At 63.4% G+C, this 16325-nt stretch carries 12 protein-coding genes; 5 read left to right on the plus strand and 7 right to left on the minus strand.

What is annotated here, in order from left to right:
* Positions 1-2: 2 nt before the first annotated feature.
* Positions 3-1319 (minus strand): (Fe-S)-binding protein, encoded by a 1317-nt coding sequence (locus KIP88_RS31190; protein ID WP_214491978.1) that lies wholly within the window; start codon positions 1317-1319, stop codon positions 3-5.
* A gap of 374 nt (positions 1320-1693) precedes the next feature.
* On the opposite strand from KIP88_RS31190, the gene hemA reads away from it, so the two are divergent.
* Together hemA and KIP88_RS31200 are read left to right on the plus strand one after the other, a co-directional pair.
* A complete protein-coding gene (gene hemA / locus KIP88_RS31195) occupies positions 1694-2923 on the plus strand; it encodes a 5-aminolevulinate synthase (protein ID WP_214491980.1) in 1230 nt (409 codons plus the stop codon).
* Positions 2924-3049: 126 nt separating this feature from the next.
* Entirely contained in the window at positions 3050-6559 is a 3510-nt protein-coding gene (locus tag KIP88_RS31200) for a PAS domain-containing hybrid sensor histidine kinase/response regulator (protein ID WP_214491981.1), read from the plus strand.
* 49 nt (positions 6560-6608) lie between these two features.
* Here KIP88_RS31200 and KIP88_RS31205 read toward each other — a convergent pair whose 3' ends face one another.
* Positions 6609-8012, minus strand: coding sequence for an MFS transporter (locus tag KIP88_RS31205; protein WP_214491983.1), 1404 nt, complete (start codon positions 8010-8012; stop codon positions 6609-6611).
* Positions 8013-8102: 90 nt separating this feature from the next.
* Between KIP88_RS31205 and KIP88_RS31210 the strand changes: the two genes are divergently transcribed.
* Positions 8103-8747, plus strand: coding sequence for a metalloregulator ArsR/SmtB family transcription factor (locus KIP88_RS31210; RefSeq protein WP_214491985.1), 645 nt, complete (start codon positions 8103-8105; stop codon positions 8745-8747).
* A 155-nt stretch (positions 8748-8902) separates the two neighbouring features.
* Here KIP88_RS31210 and KIP88_RS31215 read toward each other — a convergent pair whose 3' ends face one another.
* Together KIP88_RS31215 and KIP88_RS31220 are read right to left on the minus strand one after the other, a co-directional pair.
* Positions 8903-9574, minus strand: coding sequence for an HAD family phosphatase (locus KIP88_RS31215; RefSeq protein ID WP_214491986.1), 672 nt, complete (start codon positions 9572-9574; stop codon positions 8903-8905).
* A gap of 7 nt (positions 9575-9581) precedes the next feature.
* Positions 9582-10253, minus strand: coding sequence for a response regulator transcription factor (locus tag KIP88_RS31220; RefSeq protein WP_214491987.1), 672 nt, complete (start codon positions 10251-10253; stop codon positions 9582-9584).
* A 322-nt stretch (positions 10254-10575) separates the two neighbouring features.
* Between KIP88_RS31220 and KIP88_RS31225 the strand changes: the two genes are divergently transcribed.
* Both KIP88_RS31225 and KIP88_RS31230 read left to right on the plus strand, forming a co-directional pair.
* Positions 10576-12228: an MFS transporter gene (locus tag KIP88_RS31225; protein ID WP_214491988.1), complete on the plus strand. Its 1653-nt coding sequence runs from the start codon at positions 10576-10578 to the stop codon at positions 12226-12228.
* A 329-nt stretch (positions 12229-12557) separates the two neighbouring features.
* A complete protein-coding gene (locus KIP88_RS31230; protein WP_214491990.1) occupies positions 12558-14222 on the plus strand; it encodes an MFS transporter in 1665 nt (554 codons plus the stop codon).
* A gap of 76 nt (positions 14223-14298) precedes the next feature.
* On the opposite strand, the gene KIP88_RS31235 is transcribed toward KIP88_RS31230, so the two are convergent.
* The 3 genes from KIP88_RS31235 to KIP88_RS31245 form a co-directional block, all read right to left on the minus strand.
* Complete coding sequence (locus tag KIP88_RS31235) at positions 14299-14772, minus strand: secondary thiamine-phosphate synthase enzyme YjbQ (protein WP_214491996.1); 474 nt, start codon at positions 14770-14772, stop codon at positions 14299-14301.
* 162 nt (positions 14773-14934) lie between these two features.
* Positions 14935-15474 (minus strand): hypothetical protein, encoded by a 540-nt coding sequence (locus KIP88_RS31240; RefSeq protein WP_214491998.1) that lies wholly within the window; start codon positions 15472-15474, stop codon positions 14935-14937.
* Positions 15475-15537: 63 nt separating this feature from the next.
* Complete coding sequence (locus KIP88_RS31245) at positions 15538-16161, minus strand: 2-hydroxychromene-2-carboxylate isomerase (protein WP_214492000.1); 624 nt, start codon at positions 16159-16161, stop codon at positions 15538-15540.
* Positions 16162-16325: the final 164 nt, after the last annotated feature.

Here is a 16325-nt window from a genome sequence, read left to right on the forward strand (position 1 = left end):
GGCTATTTCAGCGGCAGCGGCTGGTCGCCGAGCATCCCCTTGGCGATGATGCTGCGGGCCGTCGCGACATCAAGCGAATGTTGCGCGATCAGGTCCTTGCAGTCGGCGACGATCTGATCGGCATCCTGCATCAGCTTGAGCTCTTTGTAGCGGTCGTGGCGGTACAGGCCCATGCTCGCGCCGACGACGTCGAGCACGTTGATGATGCGGAACGGCCAGTCGCGTTCGTGCGCGCATAATTCGCGATGATCGGAATGATACACGGCGACCAGCGCGTCGACGCCGGCATCAGCCGCCGCCTGAAGCTCATTTCGTTGCAACTCGCGCTTGAACTCGGGCAGGACGCGGAGATTGTTGCTCTGCAGGCCGACCGCCGGTTGCTGCAGATCGACGAGCTCGATGCCGGGGATCGCCTGCAGGATTTCCGCGGCGGCTTCCATGACGCCGGCAACGCCGGGATGCCGGTGCAGCGCGATCCGCATCTTGACCTCCCGGCGCAACAGCGGGGTCAACCAAGCCAACCGATCGCGGAGAAACAGCAAGAAGGGCGTCATCTCGAACGGACGCGCGCCGCTTTGTCGCTCGATGGCCGGAATCGTCGTCTCGGTGAACTGGACGTAGCAGCTCGGACACCAGGAGATCACCTGGCCGGATTTCGAGTGTGACATCTTCTCGATCGAGTTCGCGCCCATGCGTCCGGACATCTCGACGTCGCCGGCCTTGAACTGTTTGACGCCGCAGCAATGGCTCGGCCCGCCCATCACCTGATAGGTAACGCCGAGCGCATCCATGATGTCGAGGGCAAGCAGCGCGATATGCGGCGTCTTCAGCACATTGCAGCCGGTATAGAATACGAAATCCGGCGCCTCGGCCGGTATCGCGGCCGACGCTGATTTTTGGCCGAGCCGCTCCAGCACCTCGCGATCGAGCTGCAACTGCGACAGCATCGTCACATCGCGGCTGTCGTCGCGGAATAGCGTCAGCCCTCGGCGCCGCCTTTCGGGTAGTTCGTTCTGGCTTTTGGCCATAGCGACGTTCGCCATGGCCAGCAGAAAGCGCGGGTTGACGCCGTAGTCGCACGCCTTGATGCACTCGCCGCTCAGCATGCAGGCCGCCGCCCATTTGCGCGACGCCTCGGGACCGTCACCCGTCCGCAGGATGTCAAGGATGCCGCTGATGATATCGGTGGGACTTGTGTCCGCGATCCCGGCGGGGGCCACGCTTGGACAGGCTTCGACGCATTTGCCGCAGCGCGTGCACGCGTCGAGCATCTCCTCAACACGTCTGCCCAGCGCCGTCTCGAAAGAGGTATCGCTCATCGGCTGGGGCTCCGCCCTTAGCCCATGCCAATGAGCACAGGCCCGATATCGACCATGGAACCATAGCGCAGGCCCGGTCCAAACGGATATGCGAAAACCGGCCAGCCGCCCGCGAAAGGCGATCAGGTCTACCTTGGCAGGGATGTCGGTGTTGGCCTCAAGACCGGACGCATGATCGTCGACGCCCGGACGTGTCCGGCCCGCGGAATGCGGTGCCCAATTCCCGCCTAGCGCCTTGATCCGGATCAACATTTGATCCGCCTCGGATGCATCCCGGAGCCGCGATCGAATGAGGGATTTCGCATAGACATCAAAGCTGGAAAGGCTCTAAAAAGAGCCCACGCCAATCCCCGGTTCCGGTTCCAGGTCGTGTGATGGATTACAGCAAATTTTTCAGTACCGCTCTCAACCGCCTGCATGACGAGCGGCGCTACCGCGTTTTCGCCGACCTCGAACGGATGGCGGGCCGCTTTCCGCATGCGGTCTGGCATTCGCCGAAGGGCCAGCGCAACGTCGTGATCTGGTGCTCCAACGACTATCTCGGCATGGGCCAGCATCCCAAGGTGGTCGGCGCCATGGTCGAGACCGCCACGAGAGTTGGCACCGGCGCGGGCGGCACCCGCAATATCGCGGGCACCCATCATCCGCTGGTGCAACTCGAACAGGAACTGGCCGACCTGCACGGCAAGCAGGCCTCGCTGCTGTTCACCTCGGGCTATGTCTCGAACCAGACCGGCATCTCGACGATCGCCAAGCTTATTCCGAACTGCCTCATTCTCTCTGACGCGCTGAACCACAATTCGATGATCGAAGGCGTGCGCCAGGCCGGCTGCGAACGCCAGATCTTCCGCCACAACGATATGGCGCATCTGGAAGAGCTCTTGATCGCGGCGGGCCCCGACCGGCCCAAGCTGATCGCCTGCGAGAGCCTCTATTCGATGGACGGCGACGTAGCCCCGCTGGCCAGGATCTGCGATCTCGCCGAAAAATACGGCGCCATGACCTATGTCGATGAAGTCCATGCGGTCGGCATGTACGGCCCGCGCGGCGGCGGCATCGCCGAGCGCGACGGCGTCATGCATCGCATCGACGTGCTGGAAGGCACGCTCGCCAAGGCCTTCGGCTGCCTCGGCGGTTACATCGCGGGCAAAGCCGAGATCATCGACGCCGTCCGCTCCTACGCGCCGGGCTTCATCTTCACGACAGCGCTGCCGCCGGCGATCTGCTCGGCCGCTACCGCCGCGATCCGGCATCTGAAGACCTCGAACTGGGAGCGCGAGCGCCACCAGGACCGCGCCGCCCGTGTCAAGGCGATCCTCAATGCCGCCGGACTGCCTGTCATGTCGAACGACACCCACATCGTGCCGCTGTTCGTCGGCGATCCCGAGAAGTGCAAGCAGGCCTCCGACATGCTGCTGGAGGAGCACGGCATCTACATCCAGCCGATCAACTATCCGACGGTCGCCAAGGGAACCGAGCGCTTAAGGATCACGCCCTCGCCCTACCACGACGACGGCCTGATCGATCAGCTCGCGGAAGCGCTGCTGCAGGTTTGGGACCGTCTCGGCCTGCCGCTGAAGCGGAAATCGCTGGCGGCCGAGTAACCCTACCCCTCCTAATCCCGGGAATTGGGCCGGTAGCGCGGTGCGCTGCCGGCCCAAAGCGTTTATACTCACCTCTTCCGGCCATGGCGCTTGCACGCTTCCGATCGGAGAGGGAGACCCGCAGCGATGCTGCACGACTGGGGCGTAATCGCCGCCGCCTTCGCCTATATCGGCCTGTTGTTCGGCGTCGCCAGCTATGGCGACCGGCTGTCGCCGAGCCAGCGCGGCCGCGCCGGCATGCTGATCTATCCGCTGTCGCTGGCGATCTACTGCACCTCCTGGACCTTCTTCGGCTCGGTCGGTTTCGCCACCCGCACCAGCACCGACTTCCTCGCGATCTATGTCGGCCCGATCCTGATGATCGGGCTATGCACGCCGCTGCTCCGGCGCGTGATCCAGCTCGCCAAGTCGCAGAACATCACCTCGATCGCCGACTTCATCGCGGCGCGCTACGGCAAGAGCCAGGCGGTCGCCGGCACGGTGGCTGTCATCGCGATCGTAGGTTCCGTGCCTTACATCGCGCTCCAGCTCAAGGCGGTGGCGTCCTCGCTCGAGACGATCCTGAGCGAGGACAAGCTGTTCTCCTCGATCCCGATCATCGGCGACATCGCGCTGGTCGTGACACTGGCGATGGCGGCATTCGCTGTCTTGTTCGGCACCCGCCAGAGCGACGCCACCGAGCACCAGCACGGCCTCATGCTGGCGGTCGCCACCGAATCCATCGTCAAGCTGGTGGCCTTTCTCGCCGCCGGCGCCTTCGTCACCTTCTGGATGTTCACGCCCGTCGAGCTGATCGAACGCGCGATGAAGACTCCGGAGGCGGTGCGCGCGATCAACTATTCGCCATCGATCGGCAATTTCCTCACCATGACGCTGCTGTCGTTCTGCGCGATCATGCTGCTGCCGCGGCAGTTTCACGTCACCGTGGTCGAGAACTCCAGCCCCGAGGAGGTCAGCCGCGCCCGCTGGCTGTTTCCTCTGTATCTGGTCGCCATCAACCTGTTCGTGATTCCGATCGCGATCGCCGGCCTCGTCACCTTTCCGTTCGGCGCCGTGGACAGCGACATGTACGTATTGGCGCTGCCGATCGAGGCGGATTCCCCGCTGCTCAGCATTGCCGTCTTCGTCGGCGGCCTGTCGGCCGCGACCGCGATGGTGATCGTGGAATGCGTCGCGCTCTCCATCATGGTCTCCAACGACATCGTCCTGCCGCTGGTGCTGCAGCGCAGCCCCGCGACGCGCGACAGCCAAAAAGATTTCGGCGACTTCCTGCTCAGGATCCGGCGCTTTGCGATCTTCGCCATCATGGTGATGGCGTATTTCTACTATCGCGCGCTCGGCAATGCGCAGCTGGCGGCGATCGGTCTGCTGTCGTTCGCAGCGCTTGCCCAGCTGGCGCCGGCCTTCTTCGGCGGCCTGTTCTGGCGCGAGGGAACCGCCCGCGGCGCCATGACCGGCATGCTCGTCGGCTTTGCGGTGTGGGCCTATACGCTGTTCCTGCCGAGCTTCCTGGAGGGTAATCCCACCGGCCTCCTCCTGCTGCAACACGGACCGTTCGGCATCGAGGCGCTGCGTCCGCGGGCATTGTTCGGCGCCGATCTGCCGCCGCTGATGCATGGCGTGCTCTGGTCGCTCTCGCTCAACATCCTGACCTACATCGTGATGTCGATCGCGCAACGGCCGTCGTCGATCGAACGGCTGCAGGCGGATCTGTTCGTACCCAACACGCTGACGCCGATCACGCCGACGTTCCGGCGCTGGCGGACGACCGTTACCGTGCAGGACATCCAGAGCACGGTGGCGCAATATCTCGGCCCCGAGCGCGCTGCCCAGGCCTTCGAGGCCTTTGCCGCCGGCCATCCCGGCCATCTCGATCCGGCCGCGCCCGCCGATTTCGAATTGCTGCAACACGCCGAACGCCTGATCGCCTCCTCGATCGGGGCCGCCTCCTCGCGCCTCGTGATGTCGCTGTTGCTGCGCAAGCGAACCGTCTCCGCCAAGGCCGCGCTGAAACTGCTCGACGATTCCCACGCCGCGCTGCATTTCAACCGCGAGATTTTGCAGACCGCGCTGAACCATGTGCGCCAGGGCATCGCGGTGTTCGATGCGGATTTGCAGTTGATCTGCTCGAACGCCCAGTTCGGTGAAATTCTGGCGCTGCCGCCGCACCTCGTGCAGCTCGGCATCCCCTTGCAGGAAATCCTCGAATTCATGGGCGCCGTCAGCCCGGCCGACTTCGGCGACCCCGACGGGTTGCTGCAGCGGCGATTGGATGCCTACACCACCGAGGGCGAGCCCTATCTGGAGCGCCTGCCCGACCGCCACATGGTGATCGAGGTCCGCTCCAACCGGATGCCGGGCGGCGGCTTCGTCGTCACCTTCTCCGACGTCACGCCGAGCTTCGAGGCCGCCGAAGCGCTGGAACGCGCCAATGCGACGCTGGAAAAGCGCGTGCGCGACCGCACCGAGGAACTGACCCGCCTGAATTCCGAACTGGCGCAGGCCAAGAGCACCGCCGAGGACGCCAACATCTCGAAGACCCGCTTCCTCGCGGCGGCCAGCCACGACATCCTGCAGCCGCTCAACGCGGCGCGGCTCTATGTGACCAGCCTCGTCGAACGGCAGAGCGGCGGAGAGGATTCGCGCCTGGTCGAAAACATCGACGACTCGCTGGAGGCGATCGAGGAAATCCTCGGCGCGCTCCTGGATATTTCGCGGCTGGATGCAGGCGCGATGGCGACCTCGATCTCCAGCTTCAAGATGGCCGACCTGATGCGTTCGCTCGAGATCGAGTTCGCGCCGATCGCCCGCGCCAAGGGGCTGGAGCTTGCCTTCGTGCCCTGCTCGCTGCCGGTGCAATCCGACCGCTCGCTGCTGCGCCGGCTGCTGCAGAATTTCATCTCGAACGCCATCAAATATACCCCGCGCGGGCGTGTGCTGGTCGGGTGCCGCCGCCACGGACAATCGCTGCAGATCGGAGTCTACGATACCGGCGTCGGTATTCCCGTGACGAAACGCGGCGAGATCTTCAAGGAGTTTCACCGCCTGGAACAGGGCGCGCGGATCGCTCGCGGCCTCGGTCTCGGCCTGTCGATCGTGGAACGGCTGGCGCGCGTGCTCAACCATGGCATCGCGATCGACGCCACTGCCAGCGGCGGCTCGGTGTTTTCGGTGACGGTGCCGGTCGCCAAGGCGATCAATCATACCGCCGCCGTCACCAGCGCAACGCCGCTTTCCAAGACGCCGATGAGCGGCGCGCTTATCGTTTGCATCGAGAACGACCCGGCGATCCTGGACGGCATGAAGACGCTGCTGACGGCGTGGGACGCCGAGGTGATCGCGGTGGCCGATCCCGACGCTGCGATCACGGCGATCGAAGCCTCCGGCAGCAGCGTGACCGGCCTTCTGGTCGACTACCATCTCGACCGCGGCAACGGCGTCGCCGCGATCCGCGAGATCCGCCGCCGCTTCGGCGAAAACATTCCTGCCATCCTGATCACGGCCGATCGCAGCCCGAATGTCCGCGCCGCCGCGCGCGAGGAAAACATCGCGATCCTCAACAAGCCGGTCAAACCAGCCTCGCTCCGCGCCCTGCTCGGCCAGTGGCGGGCGCAGCAGTTGGTGGCGGCAGAGTAGCACGCTAGTTCTCTTCAAAGTTCGCTATTGGCGGGATGGCGAGGCCAACTCAGGGTTTGCGCAAGGAACGCAAGCGCAACCCGGTCAGGAAAGCGAGTATCGCGCACACGGCAAAGCTCGCCGGCACCCAGAAGGCGGTGCGCGCCATTCCCTCATCCGGAACCGCAGCCGACAGTCCACTGGCATTTGCTATCACCCCCGCTATCGCCGCGCCGAATGCAAAGCCCATCTGCTGCACGGTGGGGACCGATGAGGCCGCAACGACCTCGTTGCCCGCCCTTGCGCTGTCCATGATCCGGTGCGCGACAAAGGGCCAACACTGGCCGATGCCCGCACCCAGTGCGGCAATTGCCGAGACCAGCAGCAATGCGGATGCCGTGGCGTACGGCGCGAGAAACGCGATGGCCATCAGGCTCAGCCCCATGACTGCCGGCCCCGTCAGCATCAATCGATCCGGCCAGCGTACCGACACCCCGGCGGTTGCAATCGAGGCGATCGTCCACGCCAGCGAGGCGCTGGCGACGGCAAAGCCGGCCGAGAGCGGATCGAAACCATGCAACTGCTGCAGGAACATGGGCACGTAGATCTGAAGCGGGCTGAAGGTGATGCAGAGCAGTAGCGCAAGCCATAGCCCGACACCCGTCTGTGTGCGCCATGAAAACGCGTCGCTCGGCAGGAGCCGGGTCGTTGCCAAACGGTCGAGCCGCAACATCACCGCGAGCGAGACGCCCGCCGCGACGATCAGTCCCGATTTCGCAAGCAGCGATGCGACGACAGATGCGGCGGACGTTGCAGCAATCGCGAGGCAGATCAGGGCGACCCGTCCGGCGGGCACGCGCAGGGGTGACGTTCCACGGGCCGTCACCGACGGCAAGATGAAGAAGGCGCTTATTGCCAGGACAACGGCAATAACGGCGGTCGTGACAAAGGCACTGCGCCAGTTGCCAAAATGGGCGAACACCCCGCCGACGAGGGGACCGATCAGAACTGACATGCTCCAACTGGTCGACATCAGTGCAATCGTCCTTGACCAAGCCGATTCCGGGAACGTTCCGCGGACCAGCACATAGGCGACGGCAGCCTCCAGGCCGCCGCCGAATCCCTGAATGAGCCTGCCGACAACGATCCAGCCCATGGCCGGAGCCATCGAGCAAAGCAGGGCGCCGAGGGCGAATATCGTGACGCCCACGCAATAAACTGTTCGGGAGCCAACTGCGGTCGCGAGCACGCCAACACAACTTGCGGCGACGATGGAGGAGGCAAGGTAGGCGGTGGTCGGCCAACTCAACATTGCGACGCCACCGAGCTCACCGACGATGGACGGCAGCACGGTCGTCAGCAGCAATACGTTCATGGATTGCAGCAGCACCCCGCCAAGCAGGATCGCGAGCGTCGGAATCCATTCCCGTTTGAAGAGCGATCGCCACCCTTCCCGGACAGAGTCCTGCTCCATGTCGGGGCCTCCCTCCGGACCAACGCTGGGAGTTGCCAGCGATGGACATCCGGGTTATTTTAGATAGCATTTTGTTTCTAAAATAAATCCATGAGTCAAGACGAAGACCGCAGTCAGGATCGCATCCTGTTTCACCTGAAGACGCGCGGACCGCAGGTCGCCGCCGACATCGGCGCGCGCCTTGACATGACCCCGGCCGGCGCGCGCCAGCACCTCCTCAAGCTTGAGGCGGCAGGCCTGGTGGAGAGCGAGGACCAACGCGAAGGGCGCGGGCGGCCAAGGAAATATTGGCGGTTGACGCAGCGCGGCCACGAGCGGTTCCCCGATCGCCACTCCGATTTGACCCTGGATTTATTGCAATCCATGCGCGACGTCTTTGGCGACGACGGCCGGGAAAGGCTGATCGAGCACCGCGAGCGTGCGATCGTCGCCAACTACCGCAAATTCGTCCGCGCGCAGGGTTCACTTCGTCAGAAGCTGACGGCGCTGGCACGGATTCGAAGCCGTGAGGGCTACATGGCGAGCGTGGCCAAGGATACCCGGGACAGCTTTCTGTTGGTCGAGAACCACTGCCCGATTTGCGCGGCAGCAACCGCTTGCCAGGGTCTCTGTCGTTCGGAACTTGCGGTGTTCCGCGCCGTGCTGGGGACCGACGTGACCGTCGAGCGCATCGACCATATTCTCGCCGGGGCTCGTCGCTGCGCATACCGGATCACGCGGCGGCAGCCAGGATGAGCGCATCCTCCTTCAAGGCTCGCCATGCGAGCGCCCTGGGGATGGCGGAGATGGAACGGTCTTAGGTCGTCGGCGTTCCCTGGCACCATTGGCCCCCCGTCGCCCAGTGGCGGGTGCAACAGAGGGCAGAGTAGACGCGGCGCGCTCGTCGGATGTCACCAGTTCATTGTCTTGCCGACCAGCCCGACCAGTTCCGGATCATCAAAGGTCGCGGCCGTGCAGATCGCGCCCGCAGCGAGCAGATCGCCATGGCCGAGGCTCGTCCGTATTCCAATCGTCGCGATGCCGGCCGCCGAAGCGGATTGAACGCCGGAGCGGGAATCCTCGAATGCGAGAGACAGGTCGGGCGCGGCGCGCACCGCGCGCAACCCCTCCAGATACGGCAGCGGGTGCGGCTTTCCGTGTGGAAGCTCGTCGCCGATGATCACAGCCTTGAACCGCTGCATGATGCCCAGCCCGGAAAGCATCATTTCGGCGTTCAGGCGGGGCGCGTTGGTTACCGCCACCATGGGGACGTCAGCGCGATCCGCCAGGGCAAGCAGTTTCATCAGACCCGCTAACGGTTTGATTTGTCCCGACGCGAGCTTGCGGAATGCTTCTTCCTTCTCCGCCATGATGGCCGCCCGGCGCTCCGGCGATCGACCCGGCAGAAACCGCTCGCTGATCGAAATATTGGAAAACCCCATCAGCTCTTTCGAGGCGCGATCGCGATCGAACACATGGCCATGCGGCGCGAACACCTGATTGAACGCTTGCAGATGAAGCGCATCGGTGTCGGCCAGCGTGCCGTCGATGTCGAACAGCAGCGCCCTGCCGGATCCGGACATGGAACTGTTACCCTGTTGGCGTTCCCTGGCGCCATTGGCCGCCGGCGATCTTCGCCGCGGCGATCACGGCCTGGGTGCGGCTCTCGACGCCGAGCTTCTGCAGGATCGCCGAAACATGCGCCTTGATGGTCGCTTCCGAGACGCCGAGCTCATAGGCGATCTGCTTGTTGAGCAGGCCCTCCGACAGCATCATCAGCACGCGCACCTGCTGCGGGGTCAGCGTGACCAGGCGATCGCGCAGCCGCGCCATGTCGGGGTCGTCGGCCGAGGAGAGATCGGTGTCCGGCGGAACCCAGACGTCGCCCTCCATCACCTTCATGATGGCGTCGCGCAGCGTTTCGACACCGAAGCGCTTGGGGATAAAGCCGGAGGCGCCGAAATCCAGCGACCTGCGGATCGTGCCGGCGTCGTCGCTGGCGGACACGATTACCACCGGGATCGCCGGGTATTGCGCGCGCAGATAGATCAGGCCGGAGAATCCCGAGATCCCCGGCATGGTGAGATCAAGCAGGATCAGGTCGACGTCGGAATCCCGTTCCAGCAGTGCGGTGAGATCGTCGAACGATCCGGCCTCGCTGACGACAGCCGATGCCACGACGCTCGCGACCGCCTGCCGCAACGCGTCGCGGAACAGCGGATGGTCATCGGCAATGACGAGATGGGTATTGGCAGCGGTCATTTACTTCTTGCGAAAAGCGTTGCGGCCAACCGGTGACGTTTTCGGCAGGCCAGCCAAGCGGTTTTGCAATTGTCCCCTGCCCGGCTGTCGCATGCAAGCGCGCAATATTGCCATGCGGCGACGCGGTTAACCGCGGATTTGTGCGCTGCAACGCGACGACGCTGCGGCACGATCGGCGCGTGGAAAGGCCGGGCAAAAGCCGAAAGTCGTATTGGGAGAGGTTTTACGGCGATGTTACCGTGAAAGCCAAGCCCATGAGTCCATCCGGCAGCAAGACCGGCGCATGGGGTCAAAGCGTTGCAACAACGATTTGGAGGGACAAATGGCGACAATGACTGCAACGTCCGCGAAGGCCGCGGGCATGTCAAAGGACGAGAAATTCGTCATCTTCGCTTCCTCGCTCGGCACAGTCTTCGAATGGTACGATTTCTATCTCTATGCCACGCTGGCACCATTCTTCGCCTCGCTGTTCTTCCCGCCCGGTAACGACACAGCGGCACTGCTCTCCGCCTTCGCAACCTATGCGGCGGGCTTTCTGGTGCGCCCGTTCGGCGCCATCATTTTCGGTCGCATCGGCGATTTGGTCGGACGCAAGTACACCTTCCTCGTCACCATCGTGGTGATGGGCGGCGCGACCTTCCTGGTCGGCCTGTTGCCCACATTCCAAACCATCGGCTGGTTGGCCCCGATCCTGTTGGTGGCGTTGCGCCTTGCCCAGGGCCTCGCGCTCGGCGGCGAATATGGCGGCGCGGCAACCTATGTGGCCGAGCATGCACGGCCGAACGAGCGCGGCTTTGCAACAAGCTTCATTCAGACCACGGCGACGCTCGGCTTCTTCCTGGCGTTGCTGGTGATCGGGCTCTGCCGCTTCTATATGGACGCCAAGGTGTTCGCTGAATGGGGCTGGCGAATTCCGTTCTGGATTTCGCTGATCCTGCTGGTGTTCTCGGTCTACATCCGGCTGCGCCTGAACGAATCGCCGATCTTTGCGAAGATGAAGGAAGAAGGCAAAGGGTCCACGGCGCCGCTGACCGAGAGCTTCTTCCACTACCCGAACAATAAATACGTGCTGCTCGCCCTGCTCGGCGCCACCGCCGGCCAGGGCGTGGTGTGGTACACAGGACAGTTCTATGCGCTGTTCTTCCTCATCATCACGCTCAAGCTCGACTATGTCTCAGCCTATTCGCTGATCGCACTCTCGCTCCTGATCGGCACGCCGTTCTTCATCTTTTTCGGCTGGCTGTCGGACCGCATCGGCCGGCTGAAGATCATCCTGGCAGGCTGCTTGATTGCGGCGGTCACCTTCTTCCCGCTGTTCAGGGGACTCACCCACTTCGTCAATCCTGACCTTGAAGCTTTCGCCGAGAAGAATCCGATCACCGTATCGGCGGACCAGTCGACCTGTAACTTCCACATCTTCGTGGGACCGTGGTCCAACTTTACGCAATGCGACCGCGCGCAGGACTTCCTTACCAAGTCGGGACTCTCGTTCAAGATCGTGAGCGTGCCCGGGTCGAAGTCCGTCGACATGACGATCGGCCCGACCAAAGTCGAGGGCTGGGACAATGCCAGATGGACGGCCGCGCTCAAGGCGGCCGGCTATCCGGCTTCAGCTGACAAAGCCAAGGTCAACTGGTTCATGACCGAGCTGATCCTGGTGATCATGGTGATCTATGTCACCATGGTATATGGGCCGATCGCCGCGTTCCTGGTCGAGATGTTCCCGACCAAGATCCGCTATACATCGATGTCGCTGCCATACCACATCGGCAACGGCTGGTTCGGCGGCATGCTGCCACTGCTCGCAACCGCGATCGTGGCCGCGACCGGCGATATCTACGCAGGCCTCTGGTATCCGATCGGTGTCGCGGTGATGACGCTGGTCGTTGGCCTGCTCTTCCTGAAGGACACCAAGGACGTCGATATCACCAGCGGCTCCGGTGTCGACATCCAGGGCAGCAGAGCGCCAGCCTGATGTCACGACAGCCGGCGGCAGCAGCCGCCGGCTCGGACCCACTCGACAACCGACCGTGGAGCAATCCGCGGCCGGCTTTGTTTTGGCCGGTGTTGCCCGCAAACGGCAGCACGGTCTCGTGCCGATGGGCGCGCAATGCTCGATCGGCTGGGTCGGCATTTGCCTGAATAGTAAGCGCCGCCAACCTGATCGTGCGCCCAGAGGTCCAACGTCCCGCCGAAAGTACTATTGGGGCTGGCCTCCCGAACATGTAGGAAAGTTCACAAATAATTGTGCGCCGGTTAGGCGCAACGCATTTGCGAGTCAAAAAAGCAGGGGAGCGATCAAAGATGTCCACTATCACTGCCACGTCCGGCAAGGCCACGGGAATGACAAAGGACGAACGTTTCGTCATTGTCGCATCCTCGCTCGGTACCGTCTTCGAATGGTATGACTTCTACCTCTATGGATCGCTCGCCAGCATCATCGGCGCGCAGTTCTTCTCGGCCTATCCGCCGGCAACCCGCGACATCTTCGCGCTGCTCGCCTTCGCCGCCGGCTTCCTGGTACGCCCGTTTGGCGCCATCGTGTTCGGACGCGTCGGCGACATCGTCGGCCGCAAGTATACCTTCCTCGTCACCATTCTGATCATGGGCCTGTCGACCTTCATCGTCGGCCTGCTGCCCAATGCTGCGACCATCGGCATCGCAGCCCCGATCATTCTGATCGCGCTGCGCCTGCTGCAGGGCCTCGCGCTCGGCGGTGAATACGGCGGAGCGGCGACTTACGTGGCCGAGCATGCGCCGATGGGCAAGCGCGGCTATTATACGTCGTTCATTCAGACTACCGCGACGCTGGGGCTGTTCCTGTCGCTGATTGTCATCCTGTTCACCCGAACCATTCTGGGCGAGCCTGACTTCGCGGCCTGGGGCTGGCGCATTCCGTTCCTGCTTTCGGTCGTGCTGCTTGGCATCTCGGTCTGGATCCGTCTGCGGCTGAATGAATCCCCGGTCTTCCAGAAGATGAAGGACGAGGGCAAGGGCTCCAAGGCCCCGCTCACCGAAGCCTTCGCCAACTGGAGCAATGCCAAGCTCGTCCTCATCGCCCTGCTCGGCGGCGTGATGGGCCAGGGCGTGGTCTGGTACACCGGCCAGTTCTACGCGCTGTTCTTCCTGCAATCGATCCTCCAGGTCGACGGCTACACCGCCAACCTGTTGATCGCCTGGTCGCTGCTGCTCGGCACCGGTTTCTTCATCGTGTTCGGCGCGCTGTCCGACAAGATCGGCCGCAAGCCGATCATCCTGGCGGGCTGCCTGATCGCGGCGCTGACCTTCTTCCCGATCTTCAAGATGATCTCTGCCAACGCCAACCCGACGCTGGAAAAGGCCATCGAGTCGGTGAAGGTGCAGGTCGTGGCCGATCCGAAGGGCTGCGGCGACCTGTTCAACCCGGTCGGCACCCGCGTGTTCTCTGCACCTTGCGACCTGGCCCGCGACTTCCTCGCGAAATCCTCGGTCAAGTACGACACCGTTGCTGGCCCGGCTGGTTCGCCCGTGGTTATCCGCATCAACGGCAAGGACATCCAGTATACCAAGCCGGCGGATTCCAACGCCGGGGCAACGGCTGCCTTGCAAGAAGCGGGGTATCCGAAGCGTGGTGCGAACCCGACGCTCGTGAAGATGAATCACCCGTTTGACATCTTCAAACCGCAAGCAGCGGCGATCATCGGGCTTCTGTTCGTGCTGGTGCTCTACGTCACGATGGTCTACGGGCCGATCGCGGCGATGCTGGTCGAACTGTTCCCGACCAAGATCCGCTACACCTCGATGTCGCTGCCCTATCACATCGGCAACGGCTGGTTCGGTGGATTGTTGCCCGCGACCTCGTTCGCGATCGTGGCCGCGACCGGCGATATCTACGCAGGCCTGTGGTACCCGATTATCTTCGCGTCGATCACTGTGGTCATCGGCTTCTTCTTCCTGCCGGAAACCAAGGACGTCGATATCACGAAGTAACCGATTTCGTTCGACGGAACGAAGTCACGAACCGGCCGCGGAGCGATCCGCGGCCGGTTTGCTTTTGCGGGGTGCCTCAATCCGTCATGCCGGTGAACTGCAGCACGATCTCGCGCCGGTGCGGCCGCGCGCGGTGCTCGACCAGATAGACCGCCTGCCACGTGCCCAGGGCAAGCGCGCTCTGCAGCACCGGGATGTGCAGCGAGGTCGCGGTCAGCATGGTCTTGATATGCGCCGGCATGTCGTCCGGCCCTTCGGTATCGTGGCGCCATCCGGCATTCTCTGGCGCAAGCCGGTTCAGCGCCGTCGTCAGATCGACGAGCACGGTCGGATCGGCGTTCTCCTGGATCGTCAGCGACGCCGAGGTGTGACGGATGAACAGCGTCACCGCCCCTTCGCGCGCCCGGGCGTCCGCCACGAATTTCGCGACCTCGGCGGTGAGATCGGTAAAGCCCGCGCCGGAAGTCTGCACGGTCAGCAGCGAGGACGTGATGGTGTTGGCTGTGATAGCGGAGGGAGCGGTGCGGGAGAGGGATTTAGGTGCGGTCATAGGTTATATCTCTCAACACGTCGTCCCTGCGAACGCAGGGACCCATAACCACAGACGTTTATTGTTGCCAACGATATCGACTTCAACCGCCCTCACTCGAAAGGCCGCGGCGTATGGGTCCCTGCGTTCGCAGGGAGCGCCCGAGAGAGCGCGTCGCTCGCATCAAATCTTGCCGTCGACCTCCCGCTGCACCCGGTTGGCCATTTCGATCAGGCGCCGCCAGGCCCGCTCCAGGAACGACATCATGCGATCCATGTCGCGGTCGCTCGGCAGCGGGATTTCTATCTTGCGCTCGCCCTCCGCCACCTTGGGCTCGCTCTTCTTCAGCGAATCCGATTTCGGCAGCGGCTCTTCGATCTTGCCGGGCACCGTGGGCTCGCGCTCGGCGAGTTGGGCCTTGAGCTTTTCATTGTCGGCCTGCAGCCGGACAATGTCGGTTTGCAGACGGCCGATTTCCGTGTCCATCGCCGCGCGCTCGTCGGGTACGGCATAGCAGGCCCAGCCTGCGCCCGAATTGTTGCAGGTCGAGACAGCGCCAGTTCGGGTGTCGAGGCGGAGCATGCCGTCGCCCGCCGGCGACAGCGCGTAGCGGCCGTTCTCGGTTTCCGGCATCGGACCCGCAAGCGCCTGACCGGCGCCGGCGAGGCAACAGGCCAGCACGATAACACTGGAGAATTTCGAGGACGATTTCGCTGTGCGCATGGGCTTGCTCCCGCCTCAGGAGTTACCGGTTTCCTCGACCGCCGGGGCGCTTTCAAGGCATCCCTAGACCTTAGAGCTATAGGGTGCGCGGGCGGACTTCAACGCGTCTTCAAGCAATTCGAGGCGGTCCTGTCCCCAGAACACTTCGCCCTCCAGCACATAGACCGGCGAGCCGAACACGTCGGCCGCCAGCGCGTCCTGCCGGTTCTGCTCATACGCTGCGCTGATTTCCTCCGAGCCGGAGCGCTCCAGCAATTGTTTGCCGGGCAGTCCCGATTCGTCGGCGAGTTTCGCGATCGTTGCGGGATCGGCGAGATTGAGCTGATCTTCCCAGACGGCGGCAAAGGCGCGGCGCAAATAGCGGTCGGGATCGTGGCCGGCCTCGAGCGCCGCGATCACGACGCCATCGGCCAGGCGCGCATTGAATGGCCAGTTCGCCGGCTGCAGATGAAATTTCAGCCCGCGCTTGTCGCGCCAGCGCTGCAGTTCGACCATCCGGTAGCGCTGCCGCACCGGGTGGCGCTTCATCAGGGGCAGGCCACCGGTCTCCGAAAACAGATCGACCAGCACCACCGGCCTGTGATTTACCTTGAGATCATAAGTACTTACGAGACGCCTAAAGGACTGATGCCCGATATAGGCCCAGGGCGATTGCAGCGAGAAATAGTAGTCAACCTGGCGCGGCATGCGGGCTCCGGCACGAGGGTATCAGCTTCACCCGGCGCATCCCAACAGACCGACCAAACGGGCGCAAGATCGATCCATGCGGGAATAGCTGCTGCACTGCGATGACGGGTCCACAGTGTCGCAGGCGACGCTTGAATAAATCCAATCAAATCAAAGAACTAACT

Source organism: Bradyrhizobium sp. SRL28, from assembly GCF_018596315.1.
Classification (GTDB): Bacteria; Pseudomonadota; Alphaproteobacteria; order Rhizobiales; family Xanthobacteraceae; genus Bradyrhizobium.